The sequence below is a fragment of the Brucella sp. NBRC 14130 genome (assembly GCF_040371715.1).
GTDB classification, from domain to species: domain Bacteria; phylum Pseudomonadota; class Alphaproteobacteria; order Rhizobiales; family Rhizobiaceae; genus Brucella; species Brucella intermedia.
The window spans coordinates 20,171-39,820 of sequence record NZ_BAABTE010000023.1; the positions used below are offsets into that span (position 1 = coordinate 20,171).

The window sequence follows — 19,650 nt, forward strand, 5'->3', positions numbered from 1 at the left end:
CGACCGAAGCGCACCGTGCGCCCTTTTATCCTGCCATCGTCCGGTTGCTGCGCCTGCCGCCACCCACGGCGCTCTCCAGGACACGCCAGCGCACGATGGGATGCGAATTGCCGCCGAGCCGCTCATGGCCGGCCTCCGGTGGCATTCCGAGCGACGAACAGCCCGTCCGGCTGCGCGGTGACGAGCATTTGCGGTGTCGCCGTGACGGGTGAACGGGCGTCGCCCGGCGAGCGATCCAGAGACGCGGAATTGACGGGTGAAGCGCCGTCATCGCGCCCGACGAAGATTGCCGCCTCGCGCCAGTCGAGCGGCCGGGCGATCGCCGAACCGCTCTTCGAAGGGCGCTCGCCGCGCAGCGCGGACACGAGCGAAGCGACGTAAGCCCGCGTCTCGGCGGGCAGCGGACGGCCCTTCGAGCGATGTTCGTCATAGCGCGCAGGCCCCGCGTTGTAGGCCGCGAGCATGGCGGCGATGTCGCCATAGCGATCCCACATCTCGCGCAGATACGCCGTGCCCGCGAGGATGTTATCGCGCGGATCATAAGGATTGCGGCCGAGGCGGTAGCGGACGCGAAGCTCGGCCCATGTGTCCGGCATGACCTGCATCAAACCCATCGCGCCCGCCGAGGAGACGGCGCGCACATCGCCCGCGCTCTCGGCGCGCATGACGGCGATGATCCATGCAGGCGGAATGCCGAAGCGGCGCGATGCCTCGGTGATATGGGCGGCATGTGGATGCGCAGCCGCGGCACGCACCGGCGACGAGACTTGCGCCAGAGCTGTCGGCGGTGCGGCTGCGGCGAAGATCAGGCCGGAAAGAAGAAAGAGGAGCGCTGAGCGCCGGACGGCGGAAGTGCGTCCGGCGGGCGCGCGGTCTCGGGGCGCCGCCATTCAGTCCTCCTGCCGCTTCTTGGGAGGCTGGACGGTGTTCAACACCCAGGCGGAACCGTCGTCGCCGGTGCGGAAGAGATTTGCGCGAAACGTGCCGCCGAGAAGCGGGCTGCAGATCGTGATCGAGACAAACTCGCCGGCGCGCTCGCCGACATGCGTCCAGCCCGCACCGATGTCGAGGCCGTCTTCGTCACCGAGCAGGACGCGGTACTTCGGCGCGTTCTCGGTGTCAGAGGGTTCAACGGGAACGAGGGTCATTTCCTCCCTGATACCGAGCGTCCGGAACTCGCGTTCAAAGCCGGTTTCCGTGCGCGTGAACTGTCCGATCTGGGCCATGGTCGTGGTCTCCTGTGCTGCGGTGGGGTGGCGAACGGCGCGCGCTCACCGCGTCGGCGCGCGCCAGACGAAGCGGCCGTCGCCGTCCTCGTCGGTGAAAAGCGGGGTGGCCCGACCGATCACCGCCGCGGCGGGAAACGGGCCGAAGTAGCGGCCGTCGAGGCTGTCGACGGCTTCGAGGTTCATGAGGAAAAGTTCGCCGTCGGCGATCACCCGGCAGCCCTGCCAGGCCGGCAGGTCGCGGCCACGGCTGTCGCGATCGCGGGCCTCGCCGAGCGGAACGTCGTCGACCGTGATGGCGCGGCCGTCGCGGCAAACGCGCTGACCCGGCAGACCGACGACGTGCTTGAGGATCGGGACGTCGCGGCCGACATAACCGCGTTCGACCATGAAGGAGGCGAACGGCTCGGGCGGCATAACGGCGACGAGATCCGGCACTTCGATCCGCCCGGTCGGCGATACCGTGTAGAAGCCGACAGGCGCGCTCGCCGTGGCGTTCCAGATCAGCTTCAACGGCATTGGCGTGGCGCTGACGACGGCGATGCCGAGCACGGCGACGGATGTCGCCACGAGGTAGCCGAGCCGTGTCATTGCCCGATCTCCCGCCGCCGGAGCCACGCCTTATGACGCTCGGCGGTGTACGGACGCGGCGTCTCGCCGGCATTCGTCCAATGCGCGACGTGCCGCCAGTGATCGGGATCAGCATCGACGGGATCGATGCCGAGGGCCTCGATGCCGTCGACGTGACGAAGCACGTCCTCGACCTTCGGCCAGCTCTCGACCTTCAGCAGGATTTCGCCGCCAGGACGCACGAAGGGCAGCGTCTGGAACGGCTCGCCACGGTCGACCGCGCGCACGATGTCCAGGCGCGAGATGATCGTTCCGTACTCGTTCGCAGCCCAGCGGACGAGGCAGAATATCGTGCCGGGCGCGAAGCCGACCACCCTGTGACGGCGGTCGAGTTTCTGTTCGTAGCTTTCGCGGCCGAACCTGATCCAGTTCTCGATGCGCTTTTCGATCCAGGTGAGTTCGACGAGCGTGGTGAACGCGGCGGGACCGTCCGGCAACGGACGGCCGCCGATGCGGAGCGCCGCATTGCCGGTCATGGTGTGTCTCCTTGGGTGTCGGGGAATTCGCGCTCGAACAGCTCGCGCAGCATTTCCGAGGCGGTGACGCCGCGCCGGAAGGCGGCGATCTTGATCCGGCCGCGCAGCTCCGGCGTGATGTCGATGGTGAGGCGGGCCGTGAAGGTGACGGCTGCGCCATTGCGTGGCGGCGGCGTGTCCCCCGCTTTGATCCATCCATCGGGATCGGCGGGCCGTTGCGCGAAGCCGCGCCTTTCGGTGCGCGCCGTCATGACGGACCTCCGTCATGAAACGGCAACACCGTGGCGATGCGCGCGCGGGCGCGCTCGGCCATGTCCGCGTCGATCTCACAGCCGATGTAGCGGCGGCCGGAGAGCCGGCAGGCTTCGCCGGCGGAGCCCGAACCGGCGAACCAGTCGCCGACGAGGCCACCTTCCGGGCAACTCGTGCGGATCAGGATTTCGAGGAGCGACGATGGCTTTTCGGTCGGGTGGATCGCGCGGCCATGGCAGTTGCGCACGTAGATGACCGAGCGCATGAGGCGCGGCCCGCCGTCGTGGCTGACATAGTGGCCGGCGTCGATATGGCCGGTATGGGGAGGACGTTGCTTTCGCCGCACCGTGCGGGCCGTCGCATCGGGCGTGGTCTGGACGTCGTTGTAGACGTCGCGCCACGGTGTCTCGGCGGGATAGAACTGGACGGCCAGCTCGTGCACGCGCTTGAAGCGGTCCGCATGAAAACCGCTGCCGTTCTGCTTCTCCCAGACGATCTCCTGGGCGAGCCGCAGGCCGGCGTCGGCGAAGCGGTCGGCGGTTGCCATAAAGCTGCGCAGCGAACCGAAGACCCACATCGAGCCGGTCGGGGCAAGCGCGCCGCGCGCGAGCGCCAGCCAGCCCTCGACGCGGCGATCCCAGGCGAGCGATGTGTCCCCGTAAGGGGGATCGGCGAGGATCATGTCGAACGGGCCGCGCGCCGGCATGCGATCGCGGCAGTCTCCGGACAATATGATTTCGGGGCGAACCGTCATGGCGCGGTTCTCCCGATGCCGAAACGCTCGACCTCGGCCGCCAGTACCGCGATCTCGCGCGCGGCGGGCGAACGCCGGTCGATGTCCGAGGCGAGCCGCCCGGTCTGCGCGGCGTCGGCGAAGACGACGCGCTGGCCGATCGTTGTGGCGAGCACTGGCGGATCGTGGTCGGCCAGAGTCTCGGCGGTCTCACGGGCAATGACGGTGCGCGCGCCGCAGCGATTGAGGACGAAGCGGGCGACGAGCTGCGGGCGATATATGCGGGCCTCGCTGAGCAGCGCGAGCATCTCGGCCGAGGCCCAGCCGTCGAGCGGCGACGGCTGTACCGGGATCAGCACGAGGTCGGCGGCGAGCAGCGCGGAGCGCATGAGCCCGGCGACGCGTGGCGGCCCGTCGATGACGATATGATCGACGCTGCGCGCGAGTTCGGGTGCCTCGCGGTGGAGCGTATCGCGCGCCAGGCCGACGACGCCAAAGGCGCGCGGCAGGTTCTCGCGCGAGCGTTGTTGCGACCAGTCGAGCGCCGAACCCTGCGGGTCGGCGTCGATCAGGGTGACGCGCTTGCCGCGCATCGCCAGCTCGCCGGCGAGATGCAGCGCGAGTGTCGTCTTGCCGACGCCGCCTTTCTGATTGAGAAGCGCGACGATCATCGGCGTCCTCCCGGTGGATCGAGAGGAAGACGTGGCGTATCGGCATCAGTGGATGGAGAGACCCCACCGCGGCGGCTTGTAGCCGTCTGTGGCGGCTCGGCTGGCGCGCTTGGCGCACTCTTCCTGGCGGTAACGCTGAGGAGGTTTTCCACATCGCGCGCGCGCTCTTCAAGGTTAGAGTCTATGTTAGACTCTAAGTTAAGGGCGCGATTTCGTGTGGGGTTTCCGTACCTTACACCCTGTTTGGGTTCCTGATAGCACGAGCCTCCGGTTCCCGATAGCACGATAGTCCGGGTTCCCGATAGCACGAGGCCGTCCACAGGTTGTCCACAGGCGGGCAGCGGCTCAAAAGCGAGCAGCGCGCGGCCGCCGATTTCGGTTTCGAGGAACAGGGTGTAGCCGGGCAGCGGCTGGCGCCGGATGATGTCACGCAGCTCGAAGGCGAAGCGCTTGAACGGCGACAGGCTGCCGGATTTCTGGTGAAGGTGACGGAAGTCGAAGCGCCAGCCATCGCGCTGACGGCCGCCATGCTTGCGCACCAGCCGGTAGAGCCAGCGGTCGAGGCCGCCGGTCAGATCGAAATAGGTCCGGTCGATGGTCAGCACGAGCGCATCGTCGAGGACGGCCTGATAGAACCAGTCCGGCACGATCAGCTCGATGCCCTCGGGCCGGCCGTTGCGGTCGGTACGTTCCTGCCACTCATTGATCCACGAGAAGCGATGACGGCGGCCTTCGGCAGGTTGTCGGATCGAGGTGGAAACGGTGGTCGATTGCAGGCGGTCGAGGGCGGCTTTGAGGCGCTGATAGTCGCGCGAGCTGGTGCCCCGGCCGACATAGGTGAGGATTTCGTAGGGCGTGGCGGCCATCAGCCGCGAGGTACGAAGCCCGTTATCGCGGGCTTCGACGATCTGGCTCGCCGCCCAGATCAGGATGTCGGCGTCCCAGATCGTGGCCATGCCATGATCCGGGACCGCCTCGACCCGGATCGCCACGTTGCCCGCAACGAAATCGATCGGGGCGACGCGATGGGTTTTGGAAAGTGAGAAGAAGGGATAGGCCATGAGATCCTGCGCGTCTCGTGGCGCGAAGTCGCCGGGAAGCGCCCGGAACAGATCGAGTTGCCCGCGCTCCGAAAGGGGTCGACGCCGCACCGCCATGAAGGAAGCCGGCCGCGGTCAGCGTGCGTAGCGGCCGGCGTGGACCGGCTGTACTGGCGCGTGGCGTTTCGCCGGCAGCACGGAACCGCGCGGATCGGACGTCGACGTCACCGCGCCGCGAGCGGCCCAGGTTTCGAGATCGTCGATGGCGTAGACGACGCGGCCGCCGAGCTTGCGGTAGGCCGGCCCGGTTCCGTAGGTCCGGTGCTTTTCGAGAGTGCGGGCCGAAAGGCTGAGAAACTCGGCCGCTTCCTTGGTGCGCAGGAAGCGCGGCGGGAGAACGACGGGTTCGTGTGGCATGGATCGGGCCTCCGTGGTGTTGGGGACGGCCGCTTCGTTTCAGCGGCGGACAACGACCACGGTGGCGGAGGAGAGCCGGCGAGTTGCAGGGCAAAGTTGGGGGGTATCGAATTCGCCCACCATGATGAGGGCGAGACCGCGCTAGGATTGGCGGCGATGACGAAGGAGTTTTCGATAGCCGCCCGCTATCATGGCGCGGGCATCGCGCAGGAGCGTCTTGATGGCGTGGCGTATGGAAGACGCCTGCCAAGCGTCACGGTCGAGATGGTCGATGCGAAAAATGATCTCGGCGATTTCCTGCTGCGTGGCGCCGGCGCGATAGCCGTCGAAGGCGCGCAGCATCCGGCGCTGGCGGGCGCGCTGCTGACGCGTCAGGCGCGTGTCCGGGGGAATGGCGCGGCCATGCAAGGCTGAGAGGAAGCGATAGACGGCTTCGATCCGGTCGAAGCCGTCTATGCCGAGAGGAATGACCGCAACGGCATTTTCTTTTCCGTCGATGGCGTGGTCAATGATCTGGAGGGACTGACCGTTCGCGAGGGCTAAGCGAAATGCAGCGTCATCATCGCCCATCGGCGACCCATGCCGCCACAGCGCGGGAGCATCGCTTGTGATACCGGAGCCGAGGTCAACGGGCGCCTCGGCGAGCATGACGACGCTTGTGTCCTCCTGCGGAAGCCAGAAGACCGGCGCTTCCGGCGGAGGTGTCAGGGGATCGACCGGGAAATCGCACCCCCCACTGCTGTCGAATTCGCACGGTCAGTGGTTCACGCATTCCGCGAGCGGAGGCCGAAGCCTCGAAATCCGCGTCATAGGCGTCGTTGCGGCGGAGCCATTCCCAGGCCAGATCGGACGCGGTCAGGCCGTCCAGATGATCATATTCCGAGGAACGCCAGATCGATGCGTCGGGTGTCATCGCTGATCCTCCCAAGTATTTGTCTAAGTCTTTGGGAGAATCACGATTCCCGTTTGGGTTGATCTGCGGAAGTCAGTTGCGCCTCAACAGGTGATGCGTCCGACGCATCACGATGGCGACCCGCGCTGGCTCTCACGAACCAGCTCGCGATAGCCGCGCTCCATCATCCACCGGGCGCGCGCCAGATGCGCATCGTGGATAGAGCGGCAGCGTCTTGGGTCTTGATCGGGATCGAGGCCAAACAGGATATGCACCGCCTCGCGCCAGTCTGCGCCGTCGCGGTTGGCGTCGACCAGCCGCATGTAGAGCTTCATATGTTTGCGGTCATAAGACGTGATCGTTTCGCTGAACGGTGGCTCGTCCAGAAATGTTTGCGTCTCCTGTCCCATCGAGCCACCATATTCACGCGCGCTAAGTCCGTTAACCATCTCGCTCAGGAGATAGCCCCTTTTTTTGACAAGGGTTTGGTAGCTCGGTGCCCGGCGTGACTACCGGGACGAATCGCTCCTGTCATGCAGGAGCAAAACTCCTTCGCCCTTATCTGTCGAAAGGAGAACAATCCCGGCCGATTCGAGGGCCCGGCGCACCTGATCGCGCGTCGATTCGAACACTTCGAGACCGCTTTCGGATTCGAGGCGTTTCAATGCGGTCAGTGCTACTCGGGCCTTGTCAGCGAGCGTCTCCTGTGTCCAACCCAGCAACGCGCGCGCGGCCCGTGATTGTCGGGCGGTGATCATGCATGATCACCTCCCATTCGGACCTGTGCGCACTCCAGAACTACGACTAAATTAGTCGTTCTTGGCTTACTTCGCCAGCATGAAATGCCTGATCGACATTGCAATCAGCTTTCCTTTGATGGCTGATTCGGTCGTCTCGGCGCATGGCCTGCCATAAAAGAACCCGGCGGCTTGCGCCGCCGGGCTTCGCGGTCCCGCTCAGAACGGGATGTCATCGTCGTCGATGAACTTGCCGTCCTCGCTTTCGGTCTGCTTCGCCCGGCTCAGGAAGTCGACCGTCTCGGCGATGATCTCGTATCCGTAGCGGTCGTTGCCCTGCTGGTCCGTCCACTTCGTGTAGTGGATGCGGCCGCGAACCAGAACCTTCATGCCCTTCTCGCAATACTCCTGGATCGTCTTGCCGAGGCCGTTGAAGGCGGTGATGCGGTGCCATTCCGTATCCTGGACCCGGTAGCCCCTCTCGTCCCGGACAACCTTGCCGTCCGAGTAGCGGGGGCGCGAGGTGGCAAGCGTGAAGTGGGTGATCCGGGTACCGCCCTGGGTGGTGCGGGTTTCGGGGGTCTGACCGATGTTGCCGGCGAGAATGACGATGTTCTGCATTGTAAGTCTCCGTTGCTTCTCGGAGGGACCATCCCTCCGACGAGACCCGGCCAAGGCCGTCGGGAGACTCCCGCAACTGCCGAACCTTTCGGCAGCTTGCCCCTAAGGCCCCAGGTGGAGCGGGCAGCCGCGCTTGCGCGGCAACACGGCTGGGAGCCGCCGGGGTTGCTGGAGGAAACAGAACGGACTTAGGGGATCAGTCAGTCGGAGGGATTGGTGCCTTTGAAAGCACGAATACGGGGACGCGCAGCAGAACCATTGTCCTCGCCGCTAACAGCGAACAGGCAGGCTCTTGGATTTGCACGCTTCGGAGCGTTACCCGACCTTCTCCGCTTCCGGGCACCCCGCGTCTTCGCCGATTTGACGGACACATGGGCTGGAGAAGAACGAGGAGGCTATCGGGCTTTCAGGGCACGGAACAGCAGCGCATTACCGTGTTTGACGACGGATGGTCCGATTCAGCCGAATTGCGAAAGGGGAATGAAGGTTCTGGTTCGCCCTCGCGTCCTCACTACGAATGGATGGACGGGTAGGCACCGATTGTCCACGGCATGCGGATCTCAATCCCATGACCGACTTCCGAAGCCGGGTGAAGCGGACCGAAGGCAAGAACGACAAAGGCAGCGCTGACGCGTCAGCCTCGACTGCGCGGAAAACGTGAAACCCGGCGGCGTAAGCCGCCAGGTTTTTAACGGTCGCGCCGGATCGCGACCGACTAATCAGCGCGAGAAGAACGACACGCCGAGGGCGTTCAGATTGACCATTGCTGCGATGCCGATGAACAGCCCGGCGCTGCCGGAAAGCAAGTAGAGCATCAGGCCGGGATCGATGGCGTTCTTCGCTACGCCGTGGATGAGTGCATATCCGGCGATGACGGCCGGTACGGCAAAGACGGCGAGAGCGATCAGCCGCAGAGCCGGATTCCTGGCGAAGCCGAGAACTGCGATGACCAGGCCGATCGAAACCAACGCCGCGCCGATGGCGGCCAGTCCCGACAGGAGGATGCCGCCTCCGGCACCCCAGGTATATTGGGCAGCGGACAGCCCAACCATGAACGGTAAAGCGTAGATCGCAAGGTTGTAGGCAAAGATGCAGAACGCGATCGTCAAAGAGATGGCGAGCAGGATGAGCGACATGGAAGCCTCCACATGATCGATTGAGGATCACGACAGGCTGCCTGTAGATACGCTCCGCCTGCGACTATGCTACTGTTCCGGTTCTGCAAGGATGTTTCACAAGAGCCATCAACCTCTCCGATAGTCAAGTATTGGCGGCTGGAACAGCCAGAGGCGGCGCTTACGCGCCGCCATCGAACTTCATGACCGGGATGCCGAGCTTGCGGGCCTTGTCCGCAAGATTCTCCTGAATGCCGGTGCCGGGGAAGACGAGGACACCGACCGGCAGGACGTCGAGCATGGCGTCGTTGCGCTTGAAGGGCGCGGCCTTGCCGTGCTTCGTCCAGTCGGGCCGGAAGGCGACCTGAGACACCTTGCGGCTATCTGCCCAGCGGGAGGCGATCAGTTCAGCGCCCTTCGGCGTGCCGCCGTGCATCAGCACCATGCCGGGGTGCTTCGCATGGACCTGATCGAGTTTCGCCCAGATCAGGCGGTGATCGTTGAAGTCGGCGCCTCCGGTCAAGACAACCTTGGGGCCGGCGGGCATCATCACCTCGGTCTCGGTCCGGTGTTTCGCGGCGAGGAAGTCCCGGCTGTCGATCATCGCGGCGGTGAGGTTGCGATGGTTGACCGTCGAGCCGGTACGGGGCCGCCAGGCGCTGCCGGTGTGGTGCTCGAAGGCTTCGGAGGCGACGTCGCGGAAGAGTTCCATGCTGTTGCGCCGCTCGATCAGGGTCTGACCTTCTGCCGTGAGGCGCTCAAGCTCGACCGACTTCACCTCGCTGCCGTCCTGTTCACGCTGGAGGCGGCGCTGCGCCTGCTCGTTGTCGTCGAGATCGCGTTCGACCCGGCCCGCGGCGCGGTGGAAGAGATTGACGGTCCCCCAGAGCAATTCGTCGAGGTCGGGTTCGAGGCGGGTGTCGCCGAGCGCCGCGACGAGGGCGTCGAAGATATCTGCGACGGCGGCGGCGACGGCGTTGCCCTCCGGGAGCGGCCTCGGATCAGGTTCGTCCTGATATGGCCGCCAGCCATAGAGCTGGAGTTCGGTGAGGAGATGATCGGTGGGGGACGTCGTGTGGATCGGCTCAAAGCCTGCATTTTCGTCTTCGTTCGTCATCGGGAGCGTCCTTTGTCTGGAGACCGCGCCCATCGCGGCCTTCGCAGGCGTCGGAAGCCCACGGGCGGACTGGACTGGCACCCTCGCGCCCTCGCGAGGGCTCCGATGGCCGGGTTCGGGCTATTTTGACTTTCGCGATGCAAAGGCGGGGCTCGCCCCCGCCGGCGGAAAATAGCCCGAACGCGGCCATTGCCTGTCCGGGCCGTTTGTGGGCCGATCGCCCTCTCAGAAGGCCGTGGGCGCCGCTCTCTCCGACTTCAAAGGATGCTTGCGATGATGAATGGAGACGGCAGGTGGAGACGCCTCGACCGCGCCTTGTCCCCCGCCGATCTCCTCACGCTTCCACGAAACGGTGGACGTCATCAGGATGAAGCTGCTCCATCAAGGTCGCCCGGAGGGCGTCGATGCCGCGCCAGCGCAGATCTTCGTTGAAGTCCTCGGCGATGGGCGATACCGAAATCGCCTCGATCCCGACGCTCCTTGCTCTGGCGACCAGGCTGTCTCTTGCGCCGTCCCCGGCCGGGTCGCGATCTCTGAGGACATAGAGCCTGCGCAGCGTCGCCGGGAACAGGATGGCAGCGAGGTGAGCCGCAGAGAGCGCCGCCATCATCGGCATGTGGGGCAGAACCTGACGGGGCGACAGCACGGTCTCGATGCCTTCGCCGGCCGCGAGCACCTCACCGGCGACGCCGAAGCGGACCCCGTGCCCGAGAAGGTCGCCCATCGCCCGCCGCGGTGACGCGACCGGCGCCTTGCCCGAACCGTCCGGGGCGAGCCAGGTGCGGTGTGCGCCTGTCTGGTTGCCGTGAAGATCGGTGACGGAAGCGACGATCGCCGGCCAGATCTCGGTGGGCGAATGCTCATCGGGCTTGTAGTAGCACCGCGGATGGTAGCGCAGCGCGGTGGTCCCCACGAGGGAGTTGATCGCCCGCCCGTTGAGGTAGATTTCCGCCAGTGTGCCGCCGATCGGCTGCGACATGGCGAAAAGCCGCCGCGACGCTTCGGGCGAACCGACAGCGATGTTCGACGTCCTGCCGGTCGGCGTCCTCGGCCTCGAAGGTTCGGGATGCGGGAGAGCGAGGAAGCGGCGCGCTTCCTCGGCTACGTCCTTGAAGTCGATGAGGCCGAGCGTTTCGCGGATGACGTCGAGCAGATCGCCATGCTCGCCGGTCGATGCATCGATCCATTTGCCGGCAGCACCCTTGCCGGACTCCGGCCCGGTCAGCCGCACGAACATCGAGCGGCCGGGACTGTTCTGAACATCTCCGACGACCCAGTATCGTCCGGCGCGGTGGCCGGACGACAGGTAGTGGCGGCAAACCGCCTCGGCATTGCGGCCGAGACGGGATGCCAGTTCGGAAGCATCGTGACGGGCCATCACGCTGCCTCCTTCTCGCCGATGCGCTCCACCGGCCAGCGGTCGAGCACCCTGGCGAGAACCGCGGGGCCATTAGCATCGGTCGGTACGAACATGCGCAGCTTCCACGAGATGATCTCGTGGAACAGGCCGTAGGCGGTGAGCCGCTCGCGCATCGTGTCGTCGAAGCCCGACAGCTCGATCCGGTTCGCGCCCATGACGCGGACGCGGCGAAGCTGAAGACCTTCGGCCAGATCGAGGATGGTGCGGCCGTCCATCAGCGCGGTGAACGCATCATCCGGCGTGATCGCGGCCGCGCCGGTCGCGGTCGCATTCGCGGCCCAGGCCGGCGAGACCTTGCGGCCGATGATGCGCTCGCCTTCATCGGACTGGAGCCGATAGACGCGCGTAGACTCGTTCGGCAGCCGCTTCCAGATGGGCAGAAGCAAGCCCGTGACCATGTGAAGCGTCGCATCGGTGAATTCCGGCACCTCGGCAATCTCGGCGTTCCAGGCCGACGCGAAGGTGTCTCGATCAGCTTCGCCCCAATGGGTCTCCCCCATCATCCTCACCGGGATATTGTGCGCCTCCGTCGGCCGGATCAGCCGGACGCGGCGCTCGATCTCGCCATCGTCGAGCATGACGCTGCTGGCCGGGATCTGGACGGCGGCGCGCCCTGAGCGCTCGTTGACGAGCAGCTTCGCGCGCGGATCGCCGAGTTCGGCCAGAGCGGCATCGAGTGTCACCGGACGGTTGCGCCTGCGCTCGTTGATCGTGAGCAGGCTGGTTTCCGCGCCGGTACGCGGATGGGTGTAGATCGTCTGGCGATCGACGACGACGAAGCTTTCGGCGCGGAGCGTCTCCAGCCCGGCGTCATAGGTGCCCGACGCGATCGCGCCCTCGATACGGGCGGTCAGGAGCTGCTCGAAGGCCGTGAAGAGGATGCCCTGAAGCTCGATGGTGAGCGCGAGCAGCCGGTTGAGGAACGTCGTGATCGGCGGCAACTCGTCCTTGATGCCGGTCGAGTCCATCAGCTTCAGGCCGGTGGCTTCCTCGAAGCGCTGGAGCGAGCAGCCTTCGACCTTGCCGCGCACCAGCAGCATATAGAGCTGGCGGAGTGCGTCACGGGCATAGTGGCTTTCCAGATTGTCCTCGGGCCGGAACAGCCCCTGGCCGCCGGTCTGGCGCTGGCCGCGTGTGATCGCGCCCAGCGTATCGAGGCGGCGGGCGATGGTGCTGAGAAAGCGCTTCTCCGCCTTCACATTGGTCGAGATCGGCCGGAAGAGCGGCGGTTGAGCCTGATTGGTGCGGTGCGTCCGGCCGAGGCCCTGAATGGCGGTGTCCGCCTTCCAGCCTGCCTCGAGCAGATAGTGGACGCGAAGCCGCGTGTTCTTCGCCGACTTCTCAGCATGGTAGCTGCGGCCGGTGCCGCCGGCGTCCGAGAAGACGAGCACGCGCTTCTGGTCGTCCATGAAAGCTTGCGTCTCGGAAAGATTGGCGGCCCCGGCGCGCGTCTCGACCACGAGCCGATCGATGGTGACGCTGCCGCCGCGCTTGCGCACGATGCGTCGCGACCGGCCCGTCACCTCGGCAACCATATCCGTGCCGAAATGCTGGACGAGCTGGTCGAGCGCGCCGGGAACCGGTGGCAGGCTGGCGAGCTTGGCGATCAGCGCATTTCGGCGCGCGACCGCCTCGCGGCTTTCGACCGGCTGGCCGTCGCGATAGACCGGCCGAGACGACAGGTTGCCCTCCGAATCCGTGAATGGCTCGTAGAGCTGCACCGGGAAGGAATGGGCAAGGTAGTCGAGGACGTATTCGCGCGGGGTGATGTCCACGCGGACGTCGTTCCACTCCTCGGTCGGCAGTTCCGCCAGCCGCCGTTCCATCAGCGCCTCGCCGGTCGAGACGATCTGGATGACGGCCGAATGGCCCGCGTCCAGATCGGCAGCAATCGAGCGAAGCAGGGTCGGCGTCTTCATGCTGGTCAACAGATGGCCGAAGAAGCGCTGCTTGGCGCTTTCGAAGGCCGAACGGGCGGCGGATTTCGCTTGCATGTTCAGCGTGCCGGATCCGCCTTCGCCGCCGCCGGTGATATTGGCGGCCTGCATCGCCGCATCCAGATTGTTATGGATGATGGCAAAGGCGCCGGCATAGGCATCGTAGATGCGAACCTGCTCGGGCGTCAGCTCGTGCTCGACCAGTTCGTATTCGACGCCCGCGAAGGAGAGCGAGCGGGCGGTGTAGAGGCCGAGCGCGCGCAGGTCGCGGGCGAGCACCTCCATCGCCGCCACGCCGCCGGCCTCGATCGCCTCGACAAACTCGGCGCGCGTCGCGAAGGGAAAATCCTCGCCGCCCCACAGGCCGAGCCGCTGCGCATAGGCGAGATTGTGGACGGTGGTTGCGCCGGTGGCGGAGACATAGACGACGCGGGCGTTCGGAAGCGCATGCTGAAGGCGCAGGCCGGCGCGGCCCTGCTGCGAGGCGGCGACATCACCGCGTTCTCCCTTGCCGCCAGCGGCGTTCTGCATCTGGTGTGCCTCGTCGAAAATGATCACTCCATCGAAGTCGGAGCCCAACCATTCGACGATTTGCTTGACCCGCGAAACCGTCTCTCCGCGGTCGTCGGAGCGCAGCGTGGCATAGGTTAGAAATAGGATGCCCTCGCTCAGCGTGATCGGCTTGCCCTGCGGGAACCGCGACAGTGGCGTGACCAGCAAGCGCTCCATGCCGAGCGCGCCCCAGTCGCGCTGTGCGTCTTCGATCAGCTTGTCCGACTTGGAGACCCAGACCGCTTTGCGTCGTCCCTGGAGCCAGTTGTCGAGGATGATCGCAGCCGATTCCCGGCCCTTGCCGACGCCGGTGCCGTCGCCGATCATGAAGCCCTGGCGCAGCCGGACGGCGCCCTTGGCGTCCTCAGATACAGCGGTCAGCTTGTCGAGGGTGTCGTCCACCGTCCACGCACCGGCGAGGAAATCAGAATGCGCCTCTCCGGCATAGATCACCGTTTCGAGCTGCGCATCGGACAGGAGATCGACGACGTTCGCCGGCAGCGTCGGGCGATAGCTCGGCTTCGGCGGGGCGACGCTCGCCATGGCCGCCGACTGCACAATCTGGGTCGGATGCGCCTGAGCCCCGGAAATCCGGATGGTCTGGAGGCCGTATTCCTCATAGATTGCATCGGAAAGGCGACCGGCATCCGCCGGCTTCCAGTCGACGGTTTCGTAGTCGAGCGGAGTGCCCTCCGGCTCGGCATGTGCCACTACCGGCGCGGCCCTGGCCGCCCGGTTGACATAGGCGCGAACGGTGCGAGGCGCGGCTAGCGGCACGGCGACGGTCGGATCGACCGGCAGGCGTGGCGCGAGATGCTCGGCCAGCCATCCAAGCAGCGTAGCCACATCCGGCGCAACGCCGGGCGCAGCCGGGAACGTCGTCGGGTCTTCGGCCGGTAGTTTGTCGATGACGGTGAGCCGCGTCGGAAACGTCGTGCCGTGCTTGGCATAGACCGAGCCGTCGATCGCGGCGGAGAAGACGACGCGACCGCGTTCCTGCAGCCGTCCATAGGCCGTGGACCAGGCCGGCACGTCGGGTGCGAAGTTCGCGCCGGTGATGGCAACGAGACGGCCGCCGGGCGCAAGGCGCGCAAGCGCCGAGGCGACATGGCGGAAAGCGGCGTCGGCCATCCGACCCTCGACATTTGCCATGACGGAGAACGGCGGGTTCATCAGCACGACGGATGGCAGAATGCCGGTGTCGAGATGATCGTCGATCTGCGCCGCGTCGAAGCGGGAAACGGACAGGGCCGGAAAGAGAAGAGACAGGAGCCCGGCGCGGGTCTCGGCGAGTTCGTTCAGGACGAGCGTGCCGCAGGCGATCTCGGCCAGGATGGCGAGAAGCCCGGTCCCGGCCGACGGTTCCAGCACGCGGTCGGCGGGCGTGATCGCCGCCGCGGTGACGGCCGCGAGGCCGAGCGGGATCGGTGTCGAGAATTGCTGGAAGGATTGGGTTTCCTCCGAGCGGCGCGTATGTGTCGGCAGGAGGCCGGCGATCTTCGCGAGCTGCGGCAGCATCGTCGCAGGAGAAGCGGACCTACGGAAAAGCGCCTTGCCGTATTTGCGCAGGAAGAGAACGGTCGCCGCCTCGCAGGCGTCATAGGCCGTTTTCCAGTTCCAGGCGCCAGTCGCGTCGGAAGCGCCGAAGGTAGCCTCCATCGCGCCGCGCAGCGTAGCGGCGTCGACGCGCTGGCCGCGTTCGATATTGGGCAGGAGAAGCTCCGCCGCGGCGAAGACGGCGGCAGGAATGTCGGTGTCAGGGACAAGCGAAAGCGGCGCGGTGGCGGATGCCGCCGCGGATGCGGAGATCATGTTCATGGAAGGAGCCTCGGGAGAGCGGGACAGAATCGAGCCCGCGCAGCGCTCTCTCTCGACCGCACAGGCTCACATCCGTCCCGGCCTCGCTCTCACTCTCATCCATCGGCCAAATCGCCGAAAGCCGCCGATCGCGGCCCTTGGTGGCAGAAACGTGAGCGGTAGCGCGGCCGGTCCTGCTCGCTGACCGGACCATTGCAAACATAACAAGAGCGCCCCGCCTTTAGACGGGGCGCTCAAATGGCGTCAGCCGAACCTGCGACCTGTTTCGGTAAAGGTGTATTCGTTGGCGATGATCGACTCATCGACCACCTCGTCCGAGGACAGGTATTCGTATTCGCGCTCCAACTGGCGATAGAGCCAGCGGGCCAGATCGCGCAGCGCCTCGATGACGATCTCCTCGGCGTCGGCGGTCATGTCCTGATAGGTGGGGCTGTCACGCTCGACCGAAATAGACATGCAATACTCGTGATAATAATGCCCACGATGGCCGGCCTCGGCGCGAAGCTGGTAGAAGTTGCGGCGCTGGATCGCCAGCAACGCATCAGCGATCTCATGCAGCTTCCTGTCCCGCGGCGCATAGGAGCGGATCTCGGTCGGGGCATTCCTCCGATACGAATAATAGCATTCGAACGATGCGCCATCGCCCTGAGACCAGAACCCTGTAAAGGCGATACGAGGCTCCTGACGTGTGCCGCCGGCCATGAGGCGGATGGTGCGGGTCTTGAAGCGGATTCCGAGGATTTCCGCGATCTGCTGGAAATCCTCATAGACGGAATCGTACCAGTCATAGTCGAAGCCGCCTTCACGATACCAGGCGCGGGCCTTGTCCTTTGCGGCATCGGAAAGCTCGTCGAGCCGATAGACCGTCGTTTCGATGATCTCAGGCATCCGGATCACCTCCACTCAGCACTTCGGCAAGCCATCCGTCGGTATAGGTCCAGGCGACGGTCTCCCCGGTGGCGAGATCGAGCACATGAGCACCGCCGCCGAAACCGTCGACGCGCGGCTTCGAGCAGGCGTTGGCATATAGAAACCCCCAGCGACCGGTCAGCCCGAATTCGGCGGCGCAACGCTTCACAAACTGAATCAGGCGCTCCGGGTCGCCCGTGACGTCATCGTGCATCCAGAGTTTGGTGCCGCCATGCTCGGCCTGGATCGACAGGAGGAAACCGTCGGACGGCGGCTCTTCCGAAGCGCCTTCCTCGGAAAGTTGATTGTAGAGATCGAGGGCGCGGGAAGCGTTGTCGGGCGTCCCCACATCGAGCAGGCAAGAAAAATGGGTGAAGTAGTCGGCCATGTCAGGCTCCTGAAACGACAAAGCCCGGCGCGAGGCCGGGCTGATTGAAGGAAGGAAATGGGATCAGGCCGCCTGCGGCAGCCGGAGCAGCTCGGCGGCGGTCTCGCGCCAGAGCGGATCGACCAGCCGCGCTTCGAGCAGCGCTGCGCGGAAACGGAGATCGCGGGCCTTTGCATGATCGCCGCCGCCGGTGGCGACAAAGGCTATGCCACGGAGGCGGCTTGCCTCGATGACGATGCGGCGAACCTCGCCATCGCCGGCAACCGGATGCTGCCAGAGGATGACCCCGGCACGGATCTCGCCGGCGAGCACAAGGCCGAGCGCGCTGTCCTGAATGACGATCAGGCGCAGTTCGAAGCGTAAGCCAGTATCGCCGCCGGGGCCGAGATCGCCGCGCGAAACGCGGAGCGCGGCAAGAGCGATGGCGTCTTCCGGCGAAGCAGCCTCGCCAAGCGAGACGCTGCGGTCACGATAATCGGCATCGGCGGCTCCGGCATAGCTGATGGTGCCGAGGCAGGAGATGCGCAGCGGCAGCTTCTGCGCCCGCCGAAATCGGGGCAGCACCCGGTCGGCGAGAGCCTGCCCGATCGGGGCGAAGGTGGATTGGCTGGCATGGGTCATCGGGATCACTCCGCGACGGGCGCCGAGAGCCTTTCTCTCAGCATCCAACCCGTCACGGCCAAAGGCCCAACCTCTTCCTCTCATCTGCCGAAGGCGTCCGCCTCGGCGATGTTGCCGGCGATGGACCAACCCATCGCAAGGCGGAAGGCCCGGACGCCTCCTGAGCGTTCCGGGCCGTCGGGAACGAGGCGCTTGCGCGCCTCAGCTCCATGGGTCGAGTTCCAGTTTCACCATTTCGTCGTCGCCGTCGAATTCGTCGGCGGGCATGGCGCCGTGGGTTCCGTCTCCTGCCTGGAACACGACGATCGAGACCATCAGCGTGGCGGCGAGGCTGGCGGCGAAGGCGGTGGCATCTGCGTAGGACATGGGTTCCGGCTCCTGTCTTGGGAGGCGGGGGACCATCCCCCGCGCGACAGGCGCCCGAAGTGTCTGAACGGGTCTGCAATCACCCTCGCGCGTTCGGCTTGTCCGAATCCGCGAGGGCGGCACGCTCGCGTAAGCCGACCCCTTGATGAGGTGGAACGGCCCGCTCCGACAGCATCAAAGTGCTAACGTGGTCGTTATCGCAAACGCCACAAGGAGGGACCGTTCCGTGAAAGATGTTACCACTATTGGACTGGACTTGGCGAAGCACGTTTTCCAAGCTTTTGGCGCGGACGTCGACGGGACGCCGCTGTTCAACCGAAAGCTACGCCGTGCTGAAGTGCTGCGCTTCTTCGAAAGACTGCCACCGTGCCTGGTGGGTATGGAGGCATGTTCGAGTGCGCACCACTGGGCGCGGGAGATCTCGGCCTTCGGGCACGACGTCAGATTGCTGCCGCCCCAATACGTCAAGCCGTTCGTCAAGCGCGGCAAGACCGACGCCGCTGATGCGGAGGCAATTGCTGAAGCGGTGACGCGAAAGACGATGCGGTTCGTGCCGGTCAAGACTGCAGAGCAGCAGGCAGCGGTGATGGTCCTCAGAACGCGGGCGCTGCTCGTGCGTCAGCGAACCCAAGCGATCAACGCGTTGCGCGCCCATATGGGAGAGTTGGGTATCATCGCTCCGACCGGAATCGCCAACGTGAAAGCACTGGCGCCTATCATCCGGGATGAAGAGGATACTCGACTGCCTCCGGCTGCGCGCTTTGCCCTGACCGAAATTATCAATCAGATCGAGATGCTCGCCACACAGATCGACAAACTCGAACGTGAGATCGTCATCCAAGCCAAGCAGGATGATGAGATGCGGCGCCTCGCGACCATCCCTGGCGTTGGCGCAATTATCGCCTTGGCCGTAAAGGCTTTCGTTCCTGATCCCGCCGGCTTCAAATCTGCTCGCCACTTTGCGGCCTGGATCGGGCTAACTCCGAAAGCGCATTCCAGCGGTGGCAAAGAACGGTTGGGGCGAATATCGAAGATGGGCAATCCGGTACTACGATCATTACTGACGACGGGGGCGGCATCGGTGCTACGTCATGTGCAGTATCGCGACCGAGTTTGGCCGTGGCTGAAGAACATGCTTACGCGGCGTCCGTTCAAGGTCGTAGCGGTGGCGCTGGCCAATAAGATCGCCCGGATGATCTGGGCATTGTTGACCAGAGGTGGAGTTTATCGAGACCCAATAGGAATTGAGGTAGGATCTGCCGCCGTATAAGCGCAGGACCGCCGAGACGAGCTGCCCGGCAACCGCCGGCAGGTAGGGTGCATAACAGACGATGAACCACGGGACGAAATCCCGAAGCAGGACAGGCCGAAACCCGTGACGCGCACAAAGCGCGCCCCCTTGATCCAGCCACCCGTTTCGCGGACTTCATCGAGGCCAGCGGTCATGACCGCACAAGTAGGCCGGACATATGACCGCACCGTTCCCATGTGGTGAAATCGACTGAAGAGCACCTTGCACCGCGGGCCGTTCCACATACGTGGGTTGATTGACAAGGAGACGGCTCAGACCAAGGTCAGCGAATGGAAGCGGGGGTGTTCTGCCTCTGACAGGATGCCGAAATCCCGTCGCAGGTGCCGCGCCGCGCCAGCCTTTCCTCCATGCCGGTCTCACCGGATCAACGTGTTCCAGGCCGGAGACGGAATCCAACTCC

Annotated in this window: 23 protein-coding genes; 1 reads left to right on the top strand and 22 read right to left on the bottom strand. The window is 65.3% G+C overall.

Translation table 11 applies throughout. The features are described 5' to 3' along the window. Positions 1-122 precede the first annotated feature (122 nt). From ABWW28_RS25530 to ABWW28_RS25635, 22 genes are all read right to left on the bottom strand, one after another. Positions 123-890 carry a lytic transglycosylase domain-containing protein gene (locus ABWW28_RS25530; protein ID WP_100652992.1) on the bottom strand — a complete coding sequence of 256 codons (768 nt, stop codon included), beginning with the start codon at positions 888-890 and terminating at the stop codon, positions 123-125. Next, positions 891-1,226, bottom strand: coding sequence for a DUF736 domain-containing protein (locus ABWW28_RS25535; RefSeq protein WP_100652990.1), 336 nt, complete (start codon positions 1,224-1,226; stop codon positions 891-893). A gap of 45 nt (positions 1,227-1,271) precedes the next feature. Further along, positions 1,272-1,817 carry a S26 family signal peptidase gene (locus ABWW28_RS25540; RefSeq protein ID WP_151665231.1) on the bottom strand — a complete coding sequence of 182 codons (546 nt, stop codon included), beginning with the start codon at positions 1,815-1,817 and terminating at the stop codon, positions 1,272-1,274. Continuing rightward, a complete protein-coding gene (locus ABWW28_RS25545) occupies positions 1,814-2,332 on the bottom strand; it encodes a DUF2840 domain-containing protein (RefSeq protein WP_100652986.1) in 519 nt (172 codons plus the stop codon). The genes ABWW28_RS25540 and ABWW28_RS25545 overlap by 4 nt, the downstream gene beginning before the upstream one ends. Then, positions 2,329-2,583 (bottom strand): hypothetical protein, encoded by a 255-nt coding sequence (locus tag ABWW28_RS25550; protein ID WP_100652984.1) that lies wholly within the window; start codon positions 2,581-2,583, stop codon positions 2,329-2,331. Before ABWW28_RS25550 ends, ABWW28_RS25545 begins: the two co-directional genes overlap by 4 nt. Next, positions 2,580-3,338 carry a DNA-methyltransferase gene (locus tag ABWW28_RS25555; protein ID WP_100652982.1) on the bottom strand — a complete coding sequence of 253 codons (759 nt, stop codon included), beginning with the start codon at positions 3,336-3,338 and terminating at the stop codon, positions 2,580-2,582. The genes ABWW28_RS25550 and ABWW28_RS25555 overlap by 4 nt, the downstream gene beginning before the upstream one ends. After that, on the bottom strand, positions 3,335-3,988 hold the full coding sequence (parA, locus tag ABWW28_RS25560; RefSeq protein ID WP_100652980.1) for a ParA family partition ATPase: 654 nt from the start codon (positions 3,986-3,988) through the stop codon (positions 3,335-3,337). Before parA ends, ABWW28_RS25555 begins: the two co-directional genes overlap by 4 nt. Beyond that, positions 3,985-5,145, bottom strand: a complete 1,161-nt coding sequence (locus ABWW28_RS25565) for a replication initiator protein A (protein WP_100652978.1) — start codon at positions 5,143-5,145, stop codon at positions 3,985-3,987. The genes parA and ABWW28_RS25565 overlap by 4 nt, the downstream gene beginning before the upstream one ends. An 18-nt stretch (positions 5,146-5,163) precedes the next feature. Continuing rightward, positions 5,164-5,445 carry a helix-turn-helix transcriptional regulator gene (locus ABWW28_RS25570; RefSeq protein WP_036742967.1) on the bottom strand — a complete coding sequence of 94 codons (282 nt, stop codon included), beginning with the start codon at positions 5,443-5,445 and terminating at the stop codon, positions 5,164-5,166. 141 nt (positions 5,446-5,586) lie between these two features. Next, complete coding sequence (locus ABWW28_RS25575; protein ID WP_100652976.1) at positions 5,587-6,093, bottom strand: DUF2285 domain-containing protein; 507 nt, start codon at positions 6,091-6,093, stop codon at positions 5,587-5,589. Beyond that, complete coding sequence (locus ABWW28_RS25580; protein ID WP_353392678.1) at positions 6,071-6,358, bottom strand: transcriptional regulator domain-containing protein; 288 nt, start codon at positions 6,356-6,358, stop codon at positions 6,071-6,073. Before ABWW28_RS25580 ends, ABWW28_RS25575 begins: the two co-directional genes overlap by 23 nt. Positions 6,359-6,465: 107 nt before the next feature. Continuing rightward, positions 6,466-6,747 carry a DNA -binding domain-containing protein gene (locus tag ABWW28_RS25585; RefSeq protein WP_036742966.1) on the bottom strand — a complete coding sequence of 94 codons (282 nt, stop codon included), beginning with the start codon at positions 6,745-6,747 and terminating at the stop codon, positions 6,466-6,468. Between the two features lie 99 nt (positions 6,748-6,846). After that, complete coding sequence (locus ABWW28_RS25590) at positions 6,847-7,095, bottom strand: helix-turn-helix domain-containing protein (protein ID WP_100652972.1); 249 nt, start codon at positions 7,093-7,095, stop codon at positions 6,847-6,849. 198 nt (positions 7,096-7,293) lie between these two features. Further along, positions 7,294-7,695, bottom strand: coding sequence for a single-stranded DNA-binding protein (locus ABWW28_RS25595; protein ID WP_313014965.1), 402 nt, complete (start codon positions 7,693-7,695; stop codon positions 7,294-7,296). Between the two features lie 719 nt (positions 7,696-8,414). Beyond that, the gene (locus tag ABWW28_RS25600) at positions 8,415-8,831 is read right to left on the bottom strand and encodes a hypothetical protein (RefSeq protein ID WP_100652968.1); all 417 of its coding nucleotides are present in this window, start codon (positions 8,829-8,831) and stop codon (positions 8,415-8,417) included. A gap of 160 nt (positions 8,832-8,991) precedes the next feature. After that, a complete protein-coding gene (locus ABWW28_RS25605; protein WP_353392681.1) occupies positions 8,992-9,927 on the bottom strand; it encodes a DUF2493 domain-containing protein in 936 nt (311 codons plus the stop codon). 334 nt (positions 9,928-10,261) lie between these two features. Continuing rightward, positions 10,262-11,305: a DUF7146 domain-containing protein gene (locus ABWW28_RS25610; protein ID WP_353392683.1), complete on the bottom strand. Its 1,044-nt coding sequence runs from the start codon at positions 11,303-11,305 to the stop codon at positions 10,262-10,264. Beyond that, positions 11,305-15,654, bottom strand: coding sequence for a strawberry notch-like NTP hydrolase domain-containing protein (locus tag ABWW28_RS25615; protein ID WP_353392685.1), 4,350 nt, complete (start codon positions 15,652-15,654; stop codon positions 11,305-11,307). The genes ABWW28_RS25610 and ABWW28_RS25615 overlap by 1 nt, the downstream gene beginning before the upstream one ends. Positions 15,655-15,897: 243 nt before the next feature. After that, positions 15,898-16,542, bottom strand: coding sequence for a DUF8835 domain-containing pootine (locus ABWW28_RS25620; protein WP_100652962.1), 645 nt, complete (start codon positions 16,540-16,542; stop codon positions 15,898-15,900). Further along, positions 16,535-16,951, bottom strand: a complete 417-nt coding sequence (locus ABWW28_RS25625; RefSeq protein WP_353392687.1) for a hypothetical protein — start codon at positions 16,949-16,951, stop codon at positions 16,535-16,537. Before ABWW28_RS25625 ends, ABWW28_RS25620 begins: the two co-directional genes overlap by 8 nt. A gap of 63 nt (positions 16,952-17,014) precedes the next feature. Beyond that, complete coding sequence (locus tag ABWW28_RS25630) at positions 17,015-17,572, bottom strand: hypothetical protein (protein ID WP_100652958.1); 558 nt, start codon at positions 17,570-17,572, stop codon at positions 17,015-17,017. Positions 17,573-17,773: 201 nt separating this feature from the next. Further along, positions 17,774-17,938, bottom strand: a complete 165-nt coding sequence (locus ABWW28_RS25635; protein ID WP_177319382.1) for a hypothetical protein — start codon at positions 17,936-17,938, stop codon at positions 17,774-17,776. A 226-nt stretch (positions 17,939-18,164) separates the two neighbouring features. Here ABWW28_RS25635 and ABWW28_RS25640 point away from each other — a divergent pair, with 226 nt between their 5' ends. Then, positions 18,165-19,208: an IS110 family RNA-guided transposase gene (locus ABWW28_RS25640; protein WP_154722737.1), complete on the top strand. Its 1,044-nt coding sequence runs from the start codon at positions 18,165-18,167 to the stop codon at positions 19,206-19,208. Positions 19,209-19,650 lie beyond the last annotated feature (442 nt).